20 protein-coding genes and 1 other RNA gene are annotated in these 19,553 nt (G+C 69.9%); 14 read left to right on the forward strand and 7 right to left on the reverse strand.

From position 1 onward, the window contains the following. Positions 1 to 23: 23 nt before the first annotated feature. Positions 24 to 458, reverse strand: a complete 435-nt coding sequence (locus tag MCBMB27_RS12220) for a helix-turn-helix domain-containing protein (protein WP_078947404.1) — start codon at positions 456 to 458, stop codon at positions 24 to 26. Between the two features lie 356 nt (positions 459 to 814). Between MCBMB27_RS12220 and hmuQ the strand changes: the two genes are divergently transcribed. Continuing rightward, entirely contained in the window at positions 815 to 1,153 is a 339-nt protein-coding gene (hmuQ, locus tag MCBMB27_RS12225) for a heme-degrading protein HmuQ (RefSeq protein WP_043758394.1), read from the forward strand. Between the two features lie 334 nt (positions 1,154 to 1,487). Continuing rightward, positions 1,488 to 2,993: an undecaprenyl-phosphate glucose phosphotransferase gene (locus tag MCBMB27_RS12230; protein WP_043378576.1), complete on the forward strand. Its 1,506-nt coding sequence runs from the start codon at positions 1,488 to 1,490 to the stop codon at positions 2,991 to 2,993. 112 nt (positions 2,994 to 3,105) lie between these two features. On the opposite strand, the gene MCBMB27_RS12235 is transcribed toward MCBMB27_RS12230, so the two are convergent. Next, positions 3,106 to 3,591 (reverse strand): Fur family transcriptional regulator, encoded by a 486-nt coding sequence (locus MCBMB27_RS12235; protein ID WP_043347562.1) that lies wholly within the window; start codon positions 3,589 to 3,591, stop codon positions 3,106 to 3,108. A 124-nt stretch (positions 3,592 to 3,715) separates the two neighbouring features. Between MCBMB27_RS12235 and MCBMB27_RS30825 the strand changes: the two genes are divergently transcribed. Genes MCBMB27_RS30825 through MCBMB27_RS12245 form a run of 3 tightly spaced genes read left to right on the forward strand, consistent with a single transcriptional unit; the run spans position 3,716 to position 5,519 of the window. Beyond that, positions 3,716 to 3,850, forward strand: a complete 135-nt coding sequence (locus MCBMB27_RS30825) for a hypothetical protein (protein WP_257787422.1) — start codon at positions 3,716 to 3,718, stop codon at positions 3,848 to 3,850. Continuing rightward, on the forward strand, positions 3,847 to 4,647 hold the full coding sequence (locus tag MCBMB27_RS12240) for a metal ABC transporter ATP-binding protein (RefSeq protein ID WP_043378579.1): 801 nt from the start codon (positions 3,847 to 3,849) through the stop codon (positions 4,645 to 4,647). Before MCBMB27_RS30825 ends, MCBMB27_RS12240 begins: the two co-directional genes overlap by 4 nt. A 47-nt stretch (positions 4,648 to 4,694) precedes the next feature. Next, on the forward strand, positions 4,695 to 5,519 hold the full coding sequence (locus MCBMB27_RS12245; protein ID WP_051044682.1) for a metal ABC transporter permease: 825 nt from the start codon (positions 4,695 to 4,697) through the stop codon (positions 5,517 to 5,519). On the opposite strand, the gene MCBMB27_RS12250 is transcribed toward MCBMB27_RS12245, so the two are convergent. Genes MCBMB27_RS12250 through MCBMB27_RS12260 form a run of 3 tightly spaced genes read right to left on the reverse strand, consistent with a single transcriptional unit; the run spans position 5,520 to position 8,247 of the window. Beyond that, positions 5,520 to 6,383, reverse strand: a complete 864-nt coding sequence (locus MCBMB27_RS12250) for an SDR family oxidoreductase (RefSeq protein WP_075380520.1) — start codon at positions 6,381 to 6,383, stop codon at positions 5,520 to 5,522. After that, positions 6,380 to 7,558: a tRNA epoxyqueuosine(34) reductase QueG gene (gene queG / locus MCBMB27_RS12255; RefSeq protein ID WP_075381948.1), complete on the reverse strand. Its 1,179-nt coding sequence runs from the start codon at positions 7,556 to 7,558 to the stop codon at positions 6,380 to 6,382. The genes MCBMB27_RS12250 and queG overlap by 4 nt, the downstream gene beginning before the upstream one ends. Then, complete coding sequence (locus tag MCBMB27_RS12260) at positions 7,555 to 8,247, reverse strand: glutathione S-transferase family protein (protein ID WP_043347569.1); 693 nt, start codon at positions 8,245 to 8,247, stop codon at positions 7,555 to 7,557. Before MCBMB27_RS12260 ends, queG begins: the two co-directional genes overlap by 4 nt. 253 nt (positions 8,248 to 8,500) lie before the next feature. On the opposite strand from MCBMB27_RS12260, the gene MCBMB27_RS12265 reads away from it, so the two are divergent. The 5 genes from MCBMB27_RS12265 to MCBMB27_RS12285 all read left to right on the forward strand — a co-directional run bounded on the left by MCBMB27_RS12265 (position 8,501) and on the right by MCBMB27_RS12285 (position 13,264). Further along, positions 8,501 to 9,304 carry an undecaprenyl-diphosphate phosphatase gene (locus tag MCBMB27_RS12265; RefSeq protein ID WP_043347572.1) on the forward strand — a complete coding sequence of 268 codons (804 nt, stop codon included), beginning with the start codon at positions 8,501 to 8,503 and terminating at the stop codon, positions 9,302 to 9,304. A gap of 303 nt (positions 9,305 to 9,607) precedes the next feature. Next, positions 9,608 to 11,497, forward strand: a complete 1,890-nt coding sequence (locus MCBMB27_RS12270) for a methylmalonyl-CoA mutase subunit beta (protein WP_075380521.1) — start codon at positions 9,608 to 9,610, stop codon at positions 11,495 to 11,497. Between the two features lie 40 nt (positions 11,498 to 11,537). Then, complete coding sequence (locus MCBMB27_RS12275) at positions 11,538 to 11,912, forward strand: hypothetical protein (protein ID WP_043347575.1); 375 nt, start codon at positions 11,538 to 11,540, stop codon at positions 11,910 to 11,912. Between the two features lie 135 nt (positions 11,913 to 12,047). After that, complete coding sequence (locus tag MCBMB27_RS12280; RefSeq protein ID WP_075380522.1) at positions 12,048 to 12,497, forward strand: hypothetical protein; 450 nt, start codon at positions 12,048 to 12,050, stop codon at positions 12,495 to 12,497. A 47-nt stretch (positions 12,498 to 12,544) separates the two neighbouring features. Continuing rightward, the gene (locus MCBMB27_RS12285; RefSeq protein WP_075380523.1) at positions 12,545 to 13,264 is read left to right on the forward strand and encodes a glutathione S-transferase; all 720 of its coding nucleotides are present in this window, start codon (positions 12,545 to 12,547) and stop codon (positions 13,262 to 13,264) included. 10 nt (positions 13,265 to 13,274) lie between these two features. Here the strand turns inward: MCBMB27_RS12285 and MCBMB27_RS12290 are convergent, their stop codons facing one another. Continuing rightward, on the reverse strand, positions 13,275 to 15,032 hold the full coding sequence (locus MCBMB27_RS12290) for a bifunctional protein-serine/threonine kinase/phosphatase (RefSeq protein ID WP_075380524.1): 1,758 nt from the start codon (positions 15,030 to 15,032) through the stop codon (positions 13,275 to 13,277). Then, entirely contained in the window at positions 15,029 to 16,567 is a 1,539-nt protein-coding gene (locus tag MCBMB27_RS12295) for a YifB family Mg chelatase-like AAA ATPase (protein WP_075380525.1), read from the reverse strand. The genes MCBMB27_RS12290 and MCBMB27_RS12295 overlap by 4 nt, the downstream gene beginning before the upstream one ends. Before the next feature lie 146 nt (positions 16,568 to 16,713). Here MCBMB27_RS12295 and MCBMB27_RS12300 point away from each other — a divergent pair, with 146 nt between their 5' ends. The 4 genes from MCBMB27_RS12300 to MCBMB27_RS12315 all read left to right on the forward strand — a co-directional run bounded on the left by MCBMB27_RS12300 (position 16,714) and on the right by MCBMB27_RS12315 (position 19,412). Then, positions 16,714 to 16,974: a PepSY domain-containing protein gene (locus MCBMB27_RS12300; protein ID WP_043347585.1), complete on the forward strand. Its 261-nt coding sequence runs from the start codon at positions 16,714 to 16,716 to the stop codon at positions 16,972 to 16,974. A 41-nt stretch (positions 16,975 to 17,015) separates the two neighbouring features. Beyond that, positions 17,016 to 17,114: signal recognition particle sRNA small type (gene ffs, locus MCBMB27_RS12305), an RNA gene on the forward strand. A gap of 35 nt (positions 17,115 to 17,149) precedes the next feature. Next, on the forward strand, positions 17,150 to 19,015 hold the full coding sequence (locus MCBMB27_RS12310) for a DNA polymerase III subunit gamma/tau (protein WP_075380526.1): 1,866 nt from the start codon (positions 17,150 to 17,152) through the stop codon (positions 19,013 to 19,015). 73 nt (positions 19,016 to 19,088) lie between these two features. Beyond that, the gene (locus MCBMB27_RS12315) at positions 19,089 to 19,412 is read left to right on the forward strand and encodes a YbaB/EbfC family nucleoid-associated protein (RefSeq protein ID WP_043347589.1); all 324 of its coding nucleotides are present in this window, start codon (positions 19,089 to 19,091) and stop codon (positions 19,410 to 19,412) included. Positions 19,413 to 19,553: the final 141 nt, after the last annotated feature.

The following is a 19,553-nucleotide window of genomic DNA, read 5'->3' on the forward strand; positions in this document are numbered from 1 at the left end:
GGCGAGGCCCGCCAGCCCGCCTGTCAGGCCGGATCCGCCGCCGGCGCCGCCGTGCGGTTCTGCGCGAGGCGCGCGGCGCTGCGGACCAGCGCCAGCACATCGCGGCGCATCTGCTCATCCTCGATCTGGGCGTAGGCGCGCAGAAGCTCGATGGCACCGTGGGCGCTGAGGAAGCCGAACACGTCCTCCTGGGCGTTCTCGCGGGGCTCGGTCTCCTCGAAGAACGCGGAAACCGGAACTTCGAGAAGGCGCGCGATCTCCCGCAACCGGCCGGCGCCGACCCGGTTCTGACCCTTCTCGTATTTCTGGACCTGCTGAAAGGTCACCCCAACCGCATTGCCGAGAGCGGTCTGGCTCATGCCCCGCGCCTTGCGCAGGGCTGTGATGCGAATCCCGACGAGACGATCGACGTCGGTGGTCTGCTTCGGCATCGTTTGCCCAGGGGAATCCTTCTCCATGGAGTGGGATGCATCCTCCTGCGAATGCGGTGTTTTCGCCTCGCTATCGCGCCGCTTCACCGCCCGCCCCTAAGTCGCATGTCGTGCACGCCGTGTGGCCGGTCATCCCTGCCGCTCATGCGGCTATAGCCCTGATCCCGACACAGGTGGCGTGCACCGCAGTTGGACACCAAGTTGTCAAGCTTCGCAAGTCAAAGGTTACAGCTTCTAGTTTAAGTACACACATCTTTGCAACATTGTTGCGGAAATGTCGATGGCGATGATTGGGCAGCTTAAGTGGTGCGCCTTGTCGCCGCGCAGGTGTTCCCCTTAGGACCGCCGATGCTTGTAGGATTGGTAGCGCGCAGGAGAGACGCATGTTCATCGCGATGAATCGCTTCAAGGTCGTCAAGGACGCGACGGCCGACTTCGAGGCCGTCTGGCTCGGCCGCGACAGCCATCTCGGCGAGATGCCCGGCTTCGTGGAATTCCACCTCCTGCGCGGCCCCGAGCACGAAGACCACGTCCTGTACGCCTCGCACACGATCTGGCGGTCGCACGCGGATTTCGAAGCTTGGACCCGATCCGAGCAGTTCCGCAAGGCGCACGGTCGCGTGCCTTCGACCAAACCCCTGTATCTCGGTCATCCCCAGTTCGAGGGTTTCGAGACGATCCAGACCGTCGCCAGACCCGCCGACGCCGAGGCGACGTCTTAAAGCTCAACCGAGAGTCCTCGCCCGTTCCGCATGCGGGGCGGGCGCAGGGCCGGTTGAAACTTCGGACGAAGAAACGCGCTTGAATTGAAACGACGCGTTCGATGACGGCCGAACTCCAACATTGGCGGCCGCCGCATGCGTCATGCCGGCGCTCAGCATTAATCATGTATTGCAACGCCTGGGCGCGCGCTCTAGGTCGCAGCCTCCCTCCGTGACAGCGAATGCGAACCTGCCGGGCCCGCGGCTTGCTCCGTCACCGTCACCAGGCGGCGCCGAAACCTTTCGTGTCTCAGACTGGTACAGAGTCCGACTAAGACGGGACGTTGCGGGTCAGATGTTTCACGATCGGCTTCCGGAGACGTTTCAGGCGCTGCCCACCTCGGCGGAGCGCCGACGCAACGTATGGTCGGCGCTGCTGCCCCGGCGCGGTCGTGCCCTGGCGCGGATCGCCCTGTCGACGACGCTCGCCGCGACCGATCTCGTGGCGATCGTGATGGTGGCCCTGGGCGTCGAGTTCGCCTACCACGCCCTCGCCCAGGACAGCGCATTCTGGGCGAGCAGCGTTCGCGGCCTGCGCCTGTCGGCGCTGCTGGGACTGGTGATCATCGCCGCGAACGTCCTGCGCGAGGAGTACAGCCTCGAGAACGTCATGGCGCAGAAGCCGGGCGTTCAACGCGTGGCCTCCCTCTGGCTGGTCGCCTGGGCCGCCGTGCTGGTCGTGAGCTTCATGACCAAGACGACCAACGATTATTCGCGCCTGATCTCGTTCGGGACGTTCGCCGTGGGCCTTCCGGTCCTGATCGCGGCCCGGGCATCGGTGCGGCGCCTCGTGCGGGCGCGGCTCAGTGCTGGCTCGGCCACGGCCAGCCGGATCCACCTCGTCGGCTACGAGGAGGACATCGCGCGCTTCTACGCCGGCAAGGAAGCCGATCATCTCGGCTCGCGGATCATCGGGACCAGCTACCTGCGACGGGTCGATCCCGGCGCCGACGTGGCCACCCGATACGACCAGCTGCAGGAGGATCTCGACCTCGCGGTCTCGGTGGTGCGATTCCTCCGGCCGGACGACGTCTTCGTGCTCGTGCCGTGGGCCGACACCGCGGAGGTCGAGCGGTGCATCGACGCGTTCCTGCGGGTGCCCTCGGCCCTGCATCTGCGCCCCGGCGCCGTCCTCGATCGCTTTCCCGATCTGCAGGTCGCCCGGGTCGGCGGAGTCTCGGGGATCAATATCGGTCGTCGGCCGCTCAATCTGGGCGAGGTGATGCTGAAGCGCCTCCTCGATCTGACCTTGGCGACCATCGCCCTGGTTTCACTGTCCCCGTTGCTGGCGGCCATCGCCGTTGCGATCAAGCTCGACAGCCCCGGCCCGGTCTTCTTCCGGCAGAAGCGCTACGGTTTCAATCAGCAGCCGTTCGGCGTCTTCAAGTTCCGGTCGATGCGCACGGATGCGAATGCCGCCTTCCGGCAGGCGACCCGCAACGACAGTCGGATCACCCGGGTCGGCGCGATCCTGCGCCGGACCAATCTCGACGAGCTGCCCCAGCTGATCAACGTCCTGCGCGGGGAGATGTCGCTGGTCGGTCCCCGCCCGCATGCGCTGGCCCACGACCGGAGCTTCGAGCGGCGGATCGCCCTCTATGCACGCCGCCACAACGTGAAGCCTGGGATCACGGGTTGGGCTCAGGTCAACGGCTACCGGGGGGAGACCCAGACCGACCTCGCCATGGAGCAGCGCGTCGCCTGCGACCTGCACTACATCGACAACTGGTCGATCTGGTTCGATATCCAGATCATGATCCAGACGGTGATTTCGCGCCGCGCATACCAGAACGCGTTCTAAGGCGCGGGCGCGAGGCGGTCGGGAGGCGCCATGCCCGCAGGCGTGGCACGCCCCTGGATTGCTCCCCTCCGTCAGCGCGGACGGGATGGATCAGGCAACCTGGTCTCGCGGCTCAGGGTGCCAGCTTCCGCTGACGACAGGTGCCGCAATCGCCCTCGACCTCCAGGATACTGTGGGTCGGCGTGAATCCGGCCCGCTCCAGAGTGCGCCCGAGGCTGCCCTCGACCTCCTCCGACGAGGCCTCGTCGACGCCACCGCAGGTCCGGCAGATCAGAAAAATCACCCCCTCCCCGGGCGCGTGGCCGTGCGCGCAGGGGATGAAGGCGTTGCGGCTCGCGATCCGATGGACCAGCCCCTGATCCATCAGGAAATCGAGGGCGCGGTAGACCGAGACCGGGGCCACACGCTTGCCCGGCGCGCTCAGCCGCTCGGCGATGTCGTAGGCGCCCTGAGCCTTCCCGGCCTCGGCCACGGCCTCCAGCACCTCGCGGCGCAGGGGCGTGAACTGCAGACCGCGCTCGCGACAGAGGGCCTCGGCCCGCGCGAGAATGTCACCGGTGCCGGCGTGGCACGCGTCGTGACCCTCGTGACGGTGCATGATTGCTCCAAACATGATCCGCAGGTTGTCCCGCGGGTTTGTTACAGTGTATCACCGCGGCCCAGGACCGCACCAGTAGCTCTGCGTGGTGCCCGCGCCGGTGTCAGTGCGCGACGAGGATTCCTTGCCGACTATTCCCAGCCCGAGACGCGCGGCCCGACGATCGCTGTTCCAGAGCGGGATCGGCCTGCGGCTGGCGCTCGCCGCGACGCTCGCGGCGCTGGTCTGGCTGACCATCGCCTGGGCGCTTTCGGCATGAGCGGCCGGAATCCGGATCCGATCCGCCTCGTCGGCCTCACCCTCGGTTACGACCGGCATCCAGCGGTCCACCACCTCGACGGGACCGTGCGAGCGGGCGACCTGCTCGCGCTGGTCGGACCGAACGGCGCCGGCAAGTCGACGCTGCTGAAGGGCATGGCCGGAGAGATACGCTGCCTCGACGGCCGCATCGAACGTGCGGGCGCCCTGGCCTACATGCCGCAGGCGGACGAGATCGACCGGAGCTTTCCGCTCACCGTCATGGATCTCGCCGGGATGGGTCTCTGGCGGCAGGCGGGAGCGTGGCGCAGCCTCGTCCGGCGGCGGCCGGCCATCGAGGCCGCGCTGGCGGCGGTCGGTCTCGAGGGCTTCGCGGCGCGGCCGATTGGCACCCTGTCGGGTGGTCAGTTCCGGCGCGCGCTGTTCGCCCGGCTGATCCTGCAGGATTGCCCCGTCGTGCTCCTCGACGAGCCGTTCACCGGGATCGATGCGCGGACGGTCGACGATCTGCTGGTGCTGATTGCGACCTGGCACAAGGAGGGGCGGACCGTGATCGCCGCCCTGCACGACCTCGCGCAGGTCCGCGCGCATTTCCCGACGACGCTGCTGCTCGCCCGGGAGCCCGTGGCCTGGGGGCCGACCGCGCGGGTCCTGACCGCCGAGAATTTGGCCCGCGCCCGCAACCTGTCCGAGGCCTGGGATGAGGGCGCGGCGATCTGTGAAGGACCGCGGAAGCCCGCGGAGCCGGCGCACGATCACGGCCGGGCTGCGCATCACCATCACGAGGACGCCGCGTGACCGATCCGTTCGGGTCTCTGTTTGCGCCGTTCGTCGAATTCGGCTTCATGCGCCGGGCGCTGGCGGGTTGCCTCGCCCTGTCGGTGTCGGCACCGCCCATCGGCGTCTTCCTGACGCTGCGCCGCATGAGCCTCATGAGCGACGCGATGAGCCACGCGATCCTGCCGGGGGCTGCGGTCGGCTTCCTGGTCGCCGGCCTGTCCCTGCCGGCGATGACGCTGGGCGGCCTCGTCGCCGGCCTCGCGGTGGCCCTGCTCGCGGGCGCCGTCACCCGGGCGACCACGATCCGGGAGGACGCCAACCTCGCGGCCTTCTACCTCATCTCGCTCGCCGCCGGCGTGCTGCTGGTCTCCCTGCGCGGATCGCAGATCGACCTCATGCACTTCCTGTTCGGCTCGGTCCTGGCCCTGGACGATTCCGCCCTCTGGCTGCTCGGCGGCATCAGCACGCTGACCCTGCTGGCGCTCGCCGTGATCTACCGGCCGCTCGTGATGGAATGCGTCGACCCGCTGTTCCTGCGGAGTGTCAGCCGCAGCGGGGGTCCCGTGCACCTCGCGTTCCTGGCGCTCGTGGTGGTCAACCTCGTCGGCGGGTTCCAGGCCCTCGGGACCCTGCTGGCGGTCGGCCTGATGCTGCTGCCCGCAGTGGCGGCCCGGTTCTGGGCCCGCGACCTGGCCGGACTGATCCCGGTCTCGATGCTGATCGCCGCCCTCGCGAGCGTCTCGGGGCTCAGCCTGTCGTACCAGTACGACCTGCCGAGCGGCCCGGCCATCGTTCTGGCGGCCGGGGCACTCTATGTCGCCTCGATGATGGTGGGGCCGCGCGGCGGCCTGCTGCGCCGCCTCGTGCGGCCGCGTCACCTCGAAGCCTGATCAGGGCTGGTCCTTCAGGGCCGCGAGACCTTCGCGGTAGGTCGGATAAGCGAGGGCCACGCCGAGCTCCTCGCGGATCAGCCGGTTCCGCACGCGCTTGTTCTCGCCGTAGAAGCTGCGCGCCATCGGCGACAGGTCGGCGGTCTCGAAATCGATCTCGGGCGGCAGCGGCAGACCGGTGAGGGAGGCGGCGTGCTCGGTCACCGTCTGGGGCGCGGTCGGCTCGTCGTCCGCGACGTTGTAGATCGCCCCCGGCCGCGGGCGGTCGATGGAGGCCAGCAGCGTCGTGGCGATGTCGTCGACATGGATGCGGTTGAAGACCTGCCCGGCCTTCACGATCCGCTGCGAACGACCCTCGCGCAATTTCACGATCGGGTTGCGCCCGGGTCCGTAGATGCCTGAGAGCCGGAAGACCTGCACGGCCTTCCCGGTCTCGGCGCCGAGCGCGAGCCACGCCGCCTCGGCCTCGAGGCGCACCTTCGACCGGGCGCTGCGTGGCGCCGCAGGTGTCGCCTCGTCGATCCACGCGCCGCCCTGGTCTCCGTAGACGCCGATCGTCGAGAGATAGCCGATCCAGCCGATCCGGCTCGCCGCGATGGCGTCCCCGTAGCGGGCGAGAACCGGGTCGCCGGCCTCGCCGGGGGGGGCCGAGGCGAGCAGCACGTCCGTGTCGGCGAGATCCGCGGCGATCCGGGGATCGTCGGCCTCCGGCCCGAAGGCGCGCATGGCGAACCCGGTCTCCGCCGCGACGCGGTCGGCGGCCGCGGGATCCGTGACGCTGGCGCGGACGGTCCCGAAACGCGCTCGCGCCCGTTCGGCGAAACGGCGGCCGGTGAAACCGAGCCCGAAGACGAAGAGATTCATGGGGCGGATGTCTCGCCCACGGGCGATTCCGTCAAGGCGGCGGCGGCCGTCCACTCGTCGCGGACATGGGTGTCGGTCTCGTGGTCGCCATGAAGGCGGCAGAGCGCGTGCACGGCATCCGGCGCGAGCAGCCGGCCGCAGGCCCAGACCGCCATGCCGCGCACCAGGGGAGACGCGTCATCGAGCGCCGCGACAGCCGCGCCCGCCAGATCGGGATCGCCGGAATTGCCGATCGCGATCATGACGTTGCGCAGGAAGCGGTCGCGCCCCGTGCGCTTCACCGGCGTGCCGGCGAAGAACGACCGGAACGCCGCATCGTCGAGACCGGCGAGATCCGCCAGCGCCGGGGCCGCCAGATCCGCGCGCGCGGCGAGCCGGTTCTCCGCCGCCGTACGGGCGAACTTGTTCCAGGGACAGACGGCGAGGCAGTCGTCGCAACCGAAGACCCGGTTTCCGATCGCCGGCCGGAACGCGGCAGGGATCGGACCGGCATGCTCGATCGTCAGATACGAAATGCAGCGGCGGGCATCGAGCCTGTAGGGGGCCGGAAAGGCGTCGGTCGGGCAGATGTCCAGGCAGGCGCGGCAGGAGCCGCAATGGTCGCGCTCCGGCGGGTCGGGCTCGAATTCCGCGCTCGTGTAGATCGCCCCGAGGAGCAGCCAGTTGCCGTGCCCGCGGGAGATCAGCACCGTGTGCTTGCCCTGCCAGCCGAGGCCGGCCGCCTCGGCGAGTGTCTTTTCCATGACGGGGGCGGTGTCGCAGAAAACCTTCACCCGCACGTCGCCCTTGGCGGAAAGATACCCCCCCAATTCTTTCAGACGACCCTTCAAAACCTCGTGATAATCCCGCCGCTGTGCATAAGCGGCGATGGCCCCGCGATCCGGCCGGGCCACGAGGTCCAGGGGATCGTGCTCGGGCCGGTAGCTCATCGCGAGCACCAGGATGCTGCGCAGGCCGGGCCACAAGTCCACCGGGCTCGCCCGTTGGTCGGCCCGCTCCGCCATCCACTCCATGGTGCCGTGCGCGCCCTCGGCGAGCCAGGTCGACAGGCGGCCCGGCAGGTCCGGGAGCCGGTCGGGACGGGTGACGCGCAGGCCACAGAAGCCGAGCGTCCGGGCGCGGGTCTCGACGAGGCGGCGGAGATCGGCGCCGAAATAGGTTCGTCGGGCGGTCAGAAATCCAGGTCCGCGTAATGGGCGGCCGGTGCCATGCCGGGCACGCGGTCGGCGAGCAAAGCGCGGAACGAGGGCCGCGACTTGACCCGTGCGTACCAGTTCCGGGCCATCTCGTCCTCGTCCCAGGGCACGTCGCCCAGGTAGTCGACGCAGGAGAGATGGGCGGCCGCCGCCAGATCGGCATAGGTCAGGTTGTCGCCGGCGATCCATCGCCGCCTGGCGATCAGGTAGCCGATGTACTTGAGGTGGTAGCGCACGTTGGAGCGCGCGGCGCGGATCGCGTTCATGTCGGGCGGGCCGCCGCCCTCATGGGCCGACATGAAGCGCTTCGAGATCTTCTCGTTCACGAGGTAGGCCGTCACCTCGGACTCGAACTTGACCAGGAACCAGTCGAGCAGGCGCCGGACCTCGACGCGCTCGACGGTGTCCTCCGGCAGCATCCGCCGCCCCGAGAGCCCGAGGCCGCGGGTCTCGTCGAGATACTCGGCGATGACGCCGGCGCCGGGGACGACGAGCCCGTTCTGCTCCAGCAGCACGGGTGTGACGCCCGCCGGATTGATCAGCAGGAAGTCGTCGCGCCGTTCCCAGGGCCGTTCCTCGAACAGCGTCGGCTCCATGCCCATCTCGGCGAGTACGAGACGGATGAACCGGGAATTCGCGCAGAAGGGGAAGTGGTAGAGGGTTGCCATCGAGGCCGTGGAGGACGTTCGGTCTGCCAACGCGGCCTGTCCCGCGCTCGTCGAGGGCCCTGATGCGCAGGTGTTCGGCGCGCAGGACTTCGGACCGAGCGTTATTGCCCGACCGTTTCCGAGCCCTTAACACGCCCGGCCCGGCCCGGTAACCGCTCGTCAACCCTAATGGGCGAAGCCTCGGGCTCAACCATTTCGCGTGGCAGGCGGCGGCTCGACGGGGGCCGCAGCGCCCACGGCACAAGGCGTCACGATGGATCCGGCAAGCATCGGCAAGGCAGTGCTGCTCGCCCTTGTGGAGGGGGCGACCGAATTCATTCCGGTCTCGTCGACCGGCCACCAGTTGCTGGTCGGCCACTTCATCGGCTTCCACTCGCCCAACAACACCTTCGAGGTGCTGATCCAGCTCGGCGCGATCCTGGCGATCCTGCTGGTGTATTTCCGCCGCCTGCTGGCGATCGCCACGGCGGTGCCGTCCGATCCGAGGGCGCGCCGGTTCGTGCTCGGCATCCTGGTGGCGTTCCTGCCGGCGGCGATCATCGGCGGCCTCTTCTCCAAGCTGATCAAAGCCTACCTTTTCAATCCGTGGATCGTGTGCGCGACCCTGGTGGCCGGCGGCCTGGTGCTGCTCGTCATCGACGACACCGACCTCGAGGTGAAGAAGAAGGACGTCTACGACTTCACCCTGCCGATGGACCTGAAGATCGGCATCTTCCAGTGCCTCGCCATGATCCCCGGCGTGTCGCGCTCGGGCGCCACCATCGTGGGCGCGATGCTGATGGGCGCCGACAAGCGCTCGGCCACCGAGTTCTCGTTCTACCTGGCGATGCCGACGATGGCGGGCGCCTTCGCCAAGGACCTGCTCGACAATTACAAGTACCTTTCGAGCAACGATGTCGGCCTGATCGTGATCGGCTTCGTCGTGTCGTTCGTCTCGGCGCTGTTCGTGGTGCGGGTGCTTCTCGACTATGTCTCCCGCCACGGCTTCTGGCTGTTCGCGTGGTGGCGGATCATCGTCGGCGCCCTCGGCTTCGCCGGCCTGATCATCCTGGGCTAACGGGCCGGTCCCTCTCGGGCCCGGACGACCGGATCGGCGGATCCGCCTCGGCGGCTTGATCCGTCCGGTCGTCGGTCCGGGCGCCGTAGACGGGCCCGCAATCCGGAAATGCTGGCTTTGCCGAAGCCTGCCGGGTCGGCATGTCCGGTTTCCGGGCTCCCCGTCGCGCCGCCGGGACCGTCAAAAATCGGTGATGGGCGGCTTCAGCTTTCCTCAACCATCGGGCGATTGCCAGCGGCGGAGCGGCGTGCGAGGCAAACGCATGGAAGCGGTGCAGAAGACGCCGCGCTCTGGGACGTTCCGATGGAAGACACACCGCTCGCCGACCTCTTCGAGCCCGCAGACCGGGCGCGCTGGCTCGGCCTCGTCGAAGGCGTCCTCAAGGGCGCCGATTTCGAGAAGCGGCTGGTGTCGCACACGGCCGACGGCCTGCGGATCGAACCCCTCTACGGACCCGCCGCCCCGGCGGCCCAGCCGGTGCGTGAGCCGGGCCCCTGGCGCATCGCGCAACGGGTCGATCACCCCGATCTCGCCGCCGCCAACGCACAGGCGCTCATCGACCTCGAAGGCGGGGCCGACGCCCTCGTCCTGGCCTTTGCGGGCGCGGCGGGCGCCCGCGGCTACGGCCTGACCGCCGCGAGCGTCGAAGATCTCGACGCGGCGCTGAAGGGCGTGATGCTGCCCCTGATCGCCCTGCGGATCGACGCCGGCGGGCGCGGCCTGGAAGTGGCCCGGCTGGTGAGCGCGCTGGCGCAGCGCCGGGGCGAGGATCTCTCGACCTACGACCTCGATCTCGGCATCGATCCGGTCGGCGTTCTGGCGGCGACTGGAAGCCTCGGAGCGGTCTGGAAGGACATCGCCCCCCGTCTCGCCGAGACCGTCGCGGAGCTGGAAGCGGCGGGTTTCACCGGCCGAGCCTTCCTGGCCGACGGACGGCCCTATCACGAGGGCGGTGCAGGAGAGGCGGCGGAACTCGGTGCTGTGCTCGCCACCGCCGTTGCCTATCTGCGCGCCCTGGAGGATGCCGGTCACGACCTCTCCACAGCGCGTGACCGCGTCGCGATGCTTCTGACGGCCGATGCCGACGAGTTCGTCACGGTCGCGAAATTCCGCGCGATGCGACGCCTCTGGGCCCGGGTCGAGCAGGCCTGCGGGCTCGATCCCAAGCCGCTGCGGCTCCATGCCGAGACCGCGTGGCGGATGATGACCAAGCGCGATCCCTTCGTGAACATCCTCCGCACCGGCATGGCGGCCGCCTCGGCCGGCATGGGCGGCGCGGACAGCGTCGCGGTGCTGCCCTACACCCAGGCCCTCGGATTGCCCGACGCCTTCGCCCGGCGCGTCGCACGCAACAGCCAGATCGTGCTCATCGAGGAATCGCATCTCGCGCGCGTCAGCGACCCCGCGGCCGGCGCCGGGGGATTCGAGGCCCTGACCGCCGAACTCGCCGAGGCGGGCTGGGCGGCATTCCAGGCGATCGAGGCGGAGGGCGGCATCGTCGCCTCGCTCAGCGTCGGCAAGCTGCAGCGGCGGATCGAGCTGACCCGCGAGGCCCGGGCCAAGGCCGTGGCGAACCGCCGTGAACCGCTCACGGGCGCGAGCGAGTTCCCCAACCTCTCCGAGAAGCCCGCGGCCGTCCTCGACGTGCCGCCCGTGGCCGGGCCGCGCGGGTCCAATTTCGGCGCGGGTTCGGCCGTCGCCTGCGACGCGCTGCCGTCCCTGCGCCTCGCGGAGCCCTACGAAGCCCTGCGGGACGCCTCGGATGCCTGTCTCGCCAAGGCGGGCCGCCGGCCAGCGGTGTTCCTCGCAAATCTCGGCCCTGTAGCGTCGTTCAACGCCCGTGCGACCTTCGCGGCCAACGCCTTCGCGGCGGGCGGGATCGAGGCGCTGTCGAACGAGGGCTTTTCCGACGCCGAGGCGGCGGCGGCGGCGTTCCGGGATTCCGGTGCCAGCTTGGCCTGCATCTGCTCCACCGACGCGATCTACGCCGAGCACGCCGTCGCGACGGCGGAAGCCCTGGCGAAGGCCGGCGCCGGTCAGATCTACCTCGCGGGCAAGCCGACGGACCTCGCCGAGCCGCTGAAGCAGGCGGGCGTGGCCGCCTTCCTGCATGTCGGCTGCGACCTGCTCGCCCTCCTCAACGCGGCCTTGCGCGCGGCTATGCGGGGTCCTGCGCCGCAGACCCCACGCTGAAAGGCGCCAATCCTCGCGAACCCGCCTCGTCCCAGATCCGATGACGTCTCGCTTCGCTCTCGCCCTGTTCCTCGTCGGCATGAGTCCCGCCGCCGCCGCGCCGCGCCAAGCGGCCCCGCCCGACCGGTTCGACGGCACCTGGAGCGTCGAGATCATCACCGAGACCGGGAGCTGCGACCGCGCCTATCGCTATCCGGTGCGGATCGAGAACGGACGGGCGCGCTTCATCGGGACCGCCTTCGTGGTCGAGGGCGGGGTGACCCGGAACGGGGCGATCCGGGGATCCATCTCGAACGGGGCCGCCACCGCCGACGTGCGGGGACGGCTTGACCGGAACGGATTCGGGGCCGGCACCTGGGTCGCGTCCGGCGCCCTCTCCTGCCGCGGTCACTGGAACGCCGAGCGGCGCGGCTGAGGCCGCGTGTGGCCGTCGCGAAACAGTCCGGATCTCGCCCTGAATCGGGCAGCTCGACCGTGCCGAAAGCCCCGATCCCGACGCAATCATGAGCGAGACCTGAACACCGTTCGGACACCCGACGAGGCCGCCTGCATGAAGACTTCGATCCTCGCCACCTTCGCTGTCCTCGCTCTCGTCTCGGGGGCCGAGGCGCGTCCTCACCGGCTTCCGGCTGCGTCGAAAGTGAACACGGCGGAGGCCGAGAAGGTGTTGGCGCCGCTGCGGCAGGCCGCCACCGAATGCTTCGCCGACACGGTGCTGTCGAACCCGAAGGCCACCGCCGAGGCGCGGGCGGGCCGCTGGTACGAGGCCGTCGGCATCACCGGCTTCCTCTGCCGTCCGGAAGTCGCCGCAATGATCCAGGCTCATGACCGCCTGTACGGCGCGAAGACGGGCGAGCGTTATTTCAAGGGCGCCTACGTCAAGCATCTCGACCAGCAACTCGCCGAGCGGCTCCAGCCGATGTTCGCCCGCAAGGCCGTCGCCAGCGCCGAGCCGCCGCTGGAGAAGGCCTCGGCAGAGGACTCGGCCGAGGGCAACTGAGCGGGAACCGTCCGGGCGTCCGTGTCTTCCCCGAGGCGGAGACGGCGATGCCTTACGAACTGCATTACTGGCCGATGATCCAGGGGCGCGGCGAGTTCGTCCGCCTCGCCCTCGAGGAAGCCGGCGCCGACTACATCGACGTCACCCGCCAGGATGACGAGGCTGGCGGGATCGGCCCCATGCTCGACCGCCTGTCCGATCCCGGCAACCCGCGGCCGCCCCTGGCGCCGCCCTTCCTGCGCGATGGTGACACCGTCATCGGGCAGAGTGCCGCGATCCTGCTCTATCTCGGGCCGCGGCTCGGCCTCGTCGGCGCGTCGGAGCGCGACCGGATCTGGACCCATCAGCTCCAGCTCACCATCGCGGACGCGGTCGACGAGGCGCACGACACGCACCATCCCTTAGGTGTCGGCCTGTATTACGCGGATCAGAAGCCCGAGGCCCTGCGCCGGGCCGCGGAATTCCGCACCGAGCGCATCCCGAAATTCTTCGGCTATTTCGAGCGCGTTCTGGCGGGGAATGGCGGCGGTCGGCTCGTCGGCGCGGATCTGTCCTACGCGGACCTGTCGCTGTTCCAGCTCGTCGACGGGCTGCGCTACGCCTTTCCCAAAGCCACCGCCGCAGCCCTGCGCCCCAACGCGAACGTGGCGCGGCTCCACGAGACCGTGGCCCGGCGACCGCGGATTGCCGCCTATCTCGCCAGCGACCGCCGGATCCCGTTCAACGAGGACGGCATCTTCCGCCGCTATCCCGAACTCGATCCCTGAGGCGCAGGCCTCACCGCCGCGGCCCGGCGATCAGGATCGCCGCGAGCGTCAGCGCGACGAGCCCCAGCACCAGCGACAGCAGGCGCCAGAACAGCAGCGGATCGCGCTCCAGCAGAGACGCCCGCCGTCCGTCCGTGAAGGCCGGATTGGGATGCCGCAGGTCGTGGACGAAGGCGGACAAGGCCGTGTAGCGCCGCAGCGGATCGGGATGAACGGCCTTGCGAAGCGCCCCGTCGACCCAGACGGGAAGCAGCGGACGCACCGTGAGAGCCGACGTGTAGCGAAGCCGCCGTTGCGCCGCGCGCGTGCGCGCCCGCGGAACGGCGTCTCCGTACGGCAGCCGTCCCGTCAACATCTGGTAGGTGATGACGCCGACCGCGAAGATGTCGGACCCGGCATTGGCCGGCGCGCCGAGGAAGCATTCGGGCGCCGTGTACTGGACCGTGCCGAGGATCTCCGCAGGATCGATCCGCGGATCGCCCTCGACGACGCCCGCGACCGTCGTGGCCCCGAAATCGATGATCTGGACGGTCCCTGCGGTATCGATCAGGACGTTGTCGGGCCGCAGATCCTGATGGACCATCTCCCGCCGGTGAAACGCCTGTACGCCCCGGGCGAGCTGCTCGACGAGGCCGCGCACCGTTTCCAGATCGGGGGTCGCGTGGTCTCGCATCCACTGGGTCAGGTTCTGGCCCTCGACGTAGCGCATGACCGTGTAGAGGTGGCTGCGGCGGCCGGCCCGGGGATGCGCCTTGAGCACGTGAGGATTGTCGATCCGCCGCGCGATCCACTCCTCCATCACGAACCGCTTCCGCTGGGCCGGGTCGTCCCGCAGGTCCAGGGACAGCACCTTCAGGGCGGCCTGGGCACCCGTCTCCGCCTCGACGGCGAGATAGACGCGGCTGCGGGGTCCGGAATGGAGGATCCGCACGAGACGGAAGCCGTCGAGTTCGGCGGGCGGGTCGAGGAGGGGCGCGGGGTCCAGCCCCTCGGCCTCCCCGAGGAGATCCGCCGGCGCGCCGGCCGGTACGCTCTCGACCCGCACGATCTGGATCGTCAGGTTGTCTTGACTGCCGGCGGCCAGAGCTGCCTCGACGATCGCCCGCGCCGCCGCGTCGAGGGTCGCGGCTTGCGCGATCGCCGCAACCACGTCGCGGGGCCGGACATGCTCGTGGACGCCATCCGTCGTCAGCACGAAGGTGTCGCCGGCCTCGATGCCGACGACGTGGTAATCGATCTCCACACGGGCATTCGCCCCGAGGGCGCGGCCGAGATAGGATTCCGCCGCGGAGACGACGACGCGGTGGTCCTCGGTGAGCTGTTCGAGGGACCAGCCGGACACGCGCCAGATCCGGGCATCGCCCACGTGGAAGAGGTGGGCCATGCGCGATTTCAGGACGAGGGCGTCGAAGGTGGTGACGTAGCCCCGGTCGGCGTCGTTCGGATCGGCGCCGCGCCGGGTCTGGGCGTAGAGCCAGGAATTCGCCGCCGCGATCACGCGCTGGGCCGAGGTTTTCACCGACCACGTGTCCGGCGTGGCGTAATAGTCGCTCAGGAAGCTCTTGACCGCGGTCTCGCTCGCCGCCGCGCCCACCGCGCTGCTGCTGATCCCGTCGGCGAGCGCCACCGCGATCCCCTTCAGACCCAGAGCGGGTTGAACCGGCACCAATATGCCGTTGAAGTCCTGGTTGGCCGCCTTGCGGCCGGCGCTGCTGTACTGGCCGATCGTGACCGTCAGATCGCCGGAGACGTCCGATCCGGTGCTCAAGCGGCGGCTGCCGCGCCCGCGCCGCGCCCGCGGTACGAGAGGGCCTCCGCTAGATGGAGCCGGCGCACCTGTGTCTCGCCGTCGAGATCGGCCAGGGTCCGGGCTACCCGCAGCGTGCGGTGAAAGCCGCGTGCGGAGAGGCGCATGGTCTCGGCCGCCTGCCGGATCAGCGCCGTGCCGTCCGCGTCGGGGCTCGCGACCTCTTCGATGAGGTTGGCCGGACAGGTCGCGTTGGTGGTGGAATCCGGCAGGCCCCGCGCGGCATAGCGGCTCCCCTGCAGCGCGCGGGCCGCCGAGACCCGGGCCGCGGCCTCGCGGGAGCCCTCGGCCGGGGCCGGCAGGATCAAGTCGGCGGCCGTGACCGCCGACACTTCGATGCGCAGGTCGATGCGGTCCAGCAACGGGCCGGAGATCCGCGCCTGATACTGCGCCATGCAGCGCTCGTTCGGGCCGCGGCGGCAGGCGTAGCCCGGCTCGAGGCCCTGGCCGCAGCGACAGGGATTCATCGCGGCGACGAGTTGGAAGCGCGCCGGGTATGTGACCCTGTGGTTGGCCCGGGCGATCATGACCGCGCCGGATTCCATCGGCTGACGCAGGCTGTCGAGAACCTGGGGCGAGAATTCGGGCAGCTCGTCCAGGAACAGGACTCCCCCATGGGCGAGGGATACCTCCCCCGGCCGCGCCCCGAGCCCGCCGCCCACCAGCGCCGCCATCGAGGCGGAATGGTGCGGCTGCCGGAACGGCCGGCGATTCGACAGGGCCCCATCCTTGAGTTCGCCCGCCACCGACTGAATCATGGAGATGTCGAGGAGTTCGCGTGGACTGAGCGGCGGCAGAATCGAGGGCAGGCGCGCCGCCAGCATGGATTTGCCCGAGCCGGGGGGCCCGTTCATCAAGAGGTTGTGGCCGCCGGCCGCCGCGATCTCCAGGGCACGCTTGGCGCCCTCCTGGCCCTTGATGTCGGCGAGATCCGGGAGCGGTCCCGCCAGCGCGGCGACGGCAGGCTCCGGCCGGGCCATGACCTGGCTGCCCTTGAAGTGATTGGCGAGCTGGATGAGCGAGCGCGGCGCGAGCACATCCAGCTCGCCTCCGGCCCAGGCCGCCTCCGGACCGGTGGAGGCCGGGCAGATCAGCCCGAGCCCCCGCTCCCCCGCCGCCATGGCGGCCGGCAGCACGCCGCTGACCGCCGTGATGCTGCCGTCGAGGGCGAGTTCGCCGAGCACGCAGTAGCCGGCGAGCGCGTCGGCCGGGATCGCGCCGATCGCCGCCATGACGCCGAGCGCGATCGGCAGGTCGTAGTGCGAGCCCTCTTTGGGCAGGTCGGCGGGCGCGAGATTGACGGTGATGCGCTTGGCGGGCAGCGCCAGTCCGGAGGCGATGAGCGCGCCGCGAACCCGCTCGCGGGACTCCGCCACCGCCTTGTCGGGCAGGCCCACGATGGTGAACACCACCGAGCCCGGGATGATCTGGATCTGCACGTCCACCGCCCGCACCTCGATGCCCTCGAAGGCGACGGTGGCGACGCGGGTGACCATCGATGCACTGCCCTCGCCGCCATATTCCGGTGCGGCCAAGATGTGCGGCAGATTCGGGAGCGGCTCAAGGGGACCGCTGCCGCGACGGAACTCCGGTGCCGCATTCCTGTTCAAAGCCGGAAACCCTCGACGGACTGGAGAAAGCCATGCGTCTGACCACGCCCCTCCTCGCCCTGACCCTGATCGCCGGCACCGGCCTCGCAGCCCATGCCGACGAGAAGCTTCCTCCCGACCAGCAGGCCAAGGTCGAGGCGATGCTGAAGCAGGAGGGCTTCACCAAGTGGAAGGAGATCGAGCTCGACGACGGCATGATCGAGGTCGACGATGCGATTGACGCGAACGGCAAGCAGTTCGATCTGCATCTCGATCCGAAGACCCTGGCCATCGTGAAGCGCAAGGCCGAGTAGGCGGCGCTTGCGTTCGGCGAACGGCACGGCCATATAGCCGTCGGGGGGTTGGCGAGGGACGTTTCACTCGCCAACCGGGTCAGGTCCGGAAGGAAGCAGCCCTAACGAGACCGAGCGGGTCTTCGTCCAGCCTCCCACCTCATTCCCGCGCGCGGAAGCTCGATCCCGACACGGCATGGACGCTACGACCGGCACGCCTGACGACGAGCCGGGCCTGCCCGGGTTTCCAGCGCCCGCCGTCGCGGCGACGCCCTACCGGGTGCTCGCGCGCAAGTACCGCCCCACCAATTTCGGCGACCTGATCGGCCAGGATGCCATGGTGCGCACCCTCGCCAACGGGTTCGCGGCCAACCGCATCCCGCAGGCCTGGATGCTTACCGGCGTCCGCGGCGTCGGCAAGACCACCACGGCCCGCATCTTGGCCCGCGGCCTCAACTACGCCCGCGCCGGCCAGCCCGACACCGGCCCGACCGTGTCGATGCCGGAACTCGGCCTCCACTGCGCGGCGATCATGGAATCCCGGCACATGGACGTGCTGGAGATGGATGCCGCCTCGCATACCGGCATCGACGACGTCCGGGCGATCATCGACGGCATCCGCTACGGGCCGGTCTCGGCGCGCTACAAGGTCTACATCGTCGACGAGGTCCACATGCTCTCCGAGAAGGCGTTCAACGCCTTCCTGAAGACGCTGGAGGAGCCGCCGCCCCACGCCAAGTTCGTGTTCGCCACCACGGAGATCCGCAAGGTCCCGGTGACGATCCTGTCCCGCTGCCAGCGGTTCGACCTCCGCCGGGTCGAGGCGCCGACCCTGCATGCGCATCTCGCGAAGGTCTGCGCGGCCGAGGGCGTCTCCGTCGAGGACGAGGCCCTGGGCGCCATCGTCCGCGCCGCGGAAGGCTCCGTGCGCGACGCGCTCTCGCTCCTCGACCAGGCGATCGCCCACGGCGCCGGCACGATCACCGCGCAGAGCGTGCGCGACATGCTGGGACTCGCCGATCGCGCCCGGATCCTCGACCTGTTCGAGGCGGTGATGCGCGGCTCGGTCCCGGCCGCCTTCGCGGAATTGCGGGCGCAGTACGATTCCGGCGCAGACCCGTCGGTGGTCCTCTCCGATCTCGCGGCGTTCACGCATCTCGTCACCCGGCTCAAGGTGGTTCCGGAGACGGCCGCCGACCCCACGCTCAGCGAGACGGAGCGCGTCCGCGGGGCGGAATTCGCCGAGAAGCTCTCGATCCGCGCCCTGTCGCGGGCGTGGCAGATCCTGCTGAAGGCGATCCCCGAGGTTCAGGCCGCACCCCGGCCCCTCGCGGCGGCCGAGATGGCGATCGTGCGCCTCGCCTACGCGGCCGACCTGCCCACCCCCGACGAGGCCTTGCGCCAGCTCAAGGCCGAGGCGGCCGCTCCGCCCGCGCACGAGCCCCCTCCCGTGCCGGCGCGGCCACCGCTGCCGCCGATCCCCGACCTGCGTGGCGGCGGCTCCGCTGCGCTGGCCGCCGCACCCCGGACGGCGACGGCGGAGCCGGCGCCTATGACAGCGCCCACCGCCATGAGCGTGCCGTCTCCGAGACCGGTGCCCGCAGCCCCCCCGGCGCCGCGCCTTGGGCGATTCGAAGACCTGATCGCTCTGGCCGACGCCAATCGGGATATCCTGCTGCGCACCGCGCTGGAGCGCGACGTGCATCTGGTGCGCTTCGAGGAAGGTCGGATCGAGTTCCGCCTCGCCCCGGGCGGCCGCCCGAGCCTCGCCACCGATATCGCCGCCGCCATCGACCGATGGACCGGGCGGCGCTGGTCGGTGGCCCTGTCGAAGGAAGAGGGTGCGCCGACCCTCGATGCAGCCGCTCGGGCGGCGACCGAGACGCGCCGCGAGAACGCCGCGGCCGACCCCTTCGTGCGCGAGGTGCTGACACGCTTCCCCGGGGCTGAGATCGTCGATGTGCGCGAGACCGCGCCCGAGGCCCTGCCCTCCGCCGAGCCGGACGTTCTCGCGGACGGCGATGCCGCGCCGGTCGGCGAGGCCGAGGACGACGACGCCTGAGGCGCGCCCGACCGACGGTGGCGCCGGAGCCGCATCGTACCCAGATCAGACGAGGAAACGGAAAGAGAGCCGCATGCGCGACCTGATGGGCATCATGAAGCAGGCTCAGGCCATGCAGGAGAAGATGGCCAACCTGCAGTCCGAGATGGACGGGATCGAGGTCACCGGCGCCTCCGGCGGGGGATCTGTCCGGGTGACGATGACGGCCAAGGGCCAGATGACGGGCGTCAGCATCGACCCATCCCTGATGGTGGCGGACGAGCGCGAGATTCTCGAGGATCTGATCGTGGCGGCCTGCAACGACGCCCGCGGCAAGGCCGAGGCGACCATGCAGCAGCGCATGGCGGAACTGACCAAGGATCTGCCCCTGCCGCCCGGGATGAAGCTGCCGTTCTAGGTCGGTCTATTGCCGTTCATCCCGTCCCCGATCCGCATCCCGCGGTGCGGCCGCGCCATCGCGGAGACTTTCGGGGCTCGCGCGGCCGGCTGAAGGTCTCTTCGGCGGCCTCCGCGACCTTGCGGCACCTCGCGAGGCCGG

Origin of the sequence: Methylobacterium phyllosphaerae, assembly GCF_001936175.1 — a bacterium.
GTDB lineage: Bacteria > Pseudomonadota > Alphaproteobacteria > Rhizobiales > Beijerinckiaceae > Methylobacterium > Methylobacterium fujisawaense.

What these genes read in the sequence shown, in the direction of transcription:
- MCBMB27_RS12270 (WP_075380521.1), top strand. Translation starts at nt 9,608, where the DNA reads ATGGAAGACACACCGCTCGCCGACCTCTTCGAGCCCGCAGACCGGGCG.
- MCBMB27_RS12250 (WP_075380520.1), bottom strand. Translation starts at nt 6,383, where the DNA reads ATGAATCTCTTCGTCTTCGGGCTCGGTTTCACCGGCCGCCGTTTCGCC.
- MCBMB27_RS12315 (WP_043347589.1), top strand. Translation starts at nt 19,089, where the DNA reads ATGCGCGACCTGATGGGCATCATGAAGCAGGCTCAGGCCATGCAGGAG.
- MCBMB27_RS12280 (WP_075380522.1), top strand. Translation starts at nt 12,048, where the DNA reads ATGAAGACTTCGATCCTCGCCACCTTCGCTGTCCTCGCTCTCGTCTCG.
- MCBMB27_RS12245 (WP_051044682.1), top strand. Translation starts at nt 4,695, where the DNA reads ATGCGCCGGGCGCTGGCGGGTTGCCTCGCCCTGTCGGTGTCGGCACCG.
- MCBMB27_RS12285 (WP_075380523.1), top strand. Translation starts at nt 12,545, where the DNA reads ATGCCTTACGAACTGCATTACTGGCCGATGATCCAGGGGCGCGGCGAG.
- MCBMB27_RS12265 (WP_043347572.1), top strand. Translation starts at nt 8,501, where the DNA reads ATGGATCCGGCAAGCATCGGCAAGGCAGTGCTGCTCGCCCTTGTGGAG.
- MCBMB27_RS12240 (WP_043378579.1), top strand. Translation starts at nt 3,847, where the DNA reads ATGAGCGGCCGGAATCCGGATCCGATCCGCCTCGTCGGCCTCACCCTC.
- MCBMB27_RS12230 (WP_043378576.1), top strand. Translation starts at nt 1,488, where the DNA reads ATGTTTCACGATCGGCTTCCGGAGACGTTTCAGGCGCTGCCCACCTCG.
- MCBMB27_RS12275 (WP_043347575.1), top strand. Translation starts at nt 11,538, where the DNA reads ATGACGTCTCGCTTCGCTCTCGCCCTGTTCCTCGTCGGCATGAGTCCC.
- MCBMB27_RS12260 (WP_043347569.1), bottom strand. Translation starts at nt 8,247, where the DNA reads ATGGCAACCCTCTACCACTTCCCCTTCTGCGCGAATTCCCGGTTCATC.
- hmuQ (WP_043758394.1), top strand. Translation starts at nt 815, where the DNA reads ATGTTCATCGCGATGAATCGCTTCAAGGTCGTCAAGGACGCGACGGCC.
- MCBMB27_RS12310 (WP_075380526.1), top strand. Translation starts at nt 17,150, where the DNA reads ATGGACGCTACGACCGGCACGCCTGACGACGAGCCGGGCCTGCCCGGG.
- MCBMB27_RS12295 (WP_075380525.1), bottom strand. Translation starts at nt 16,567, where the DNA reads ATGGTCACCCGCGTCGCCACCGTCGCCTTCGAGGGCATCGAGGTGCGG.
- MCBMB27_RS12300 (WP_043347585.1), top strand. Translation starts at nt 16,714, where the DNA reads ATGCGTCTGACCACGCCCCTCCTCGCCCTGACCCTGATCGCCGGCACC.
- MCBMB27_RS12235 (WP_043347562.1), bottom strand. Translation starts at nt 3,591, where the DNA reads ATGCACCGTCACGAGGGTCACGACGCGTGCCACGCCGGCACCGGTGAC.
- MCBMB27_RS12220 (WP_078947404.1), bottom strand. Translation starts at nt 458, where the DNA reads ATGGAGAAGGATTCCCCTGGGCAAACGATGCCGAAGCAGACCACCGAC.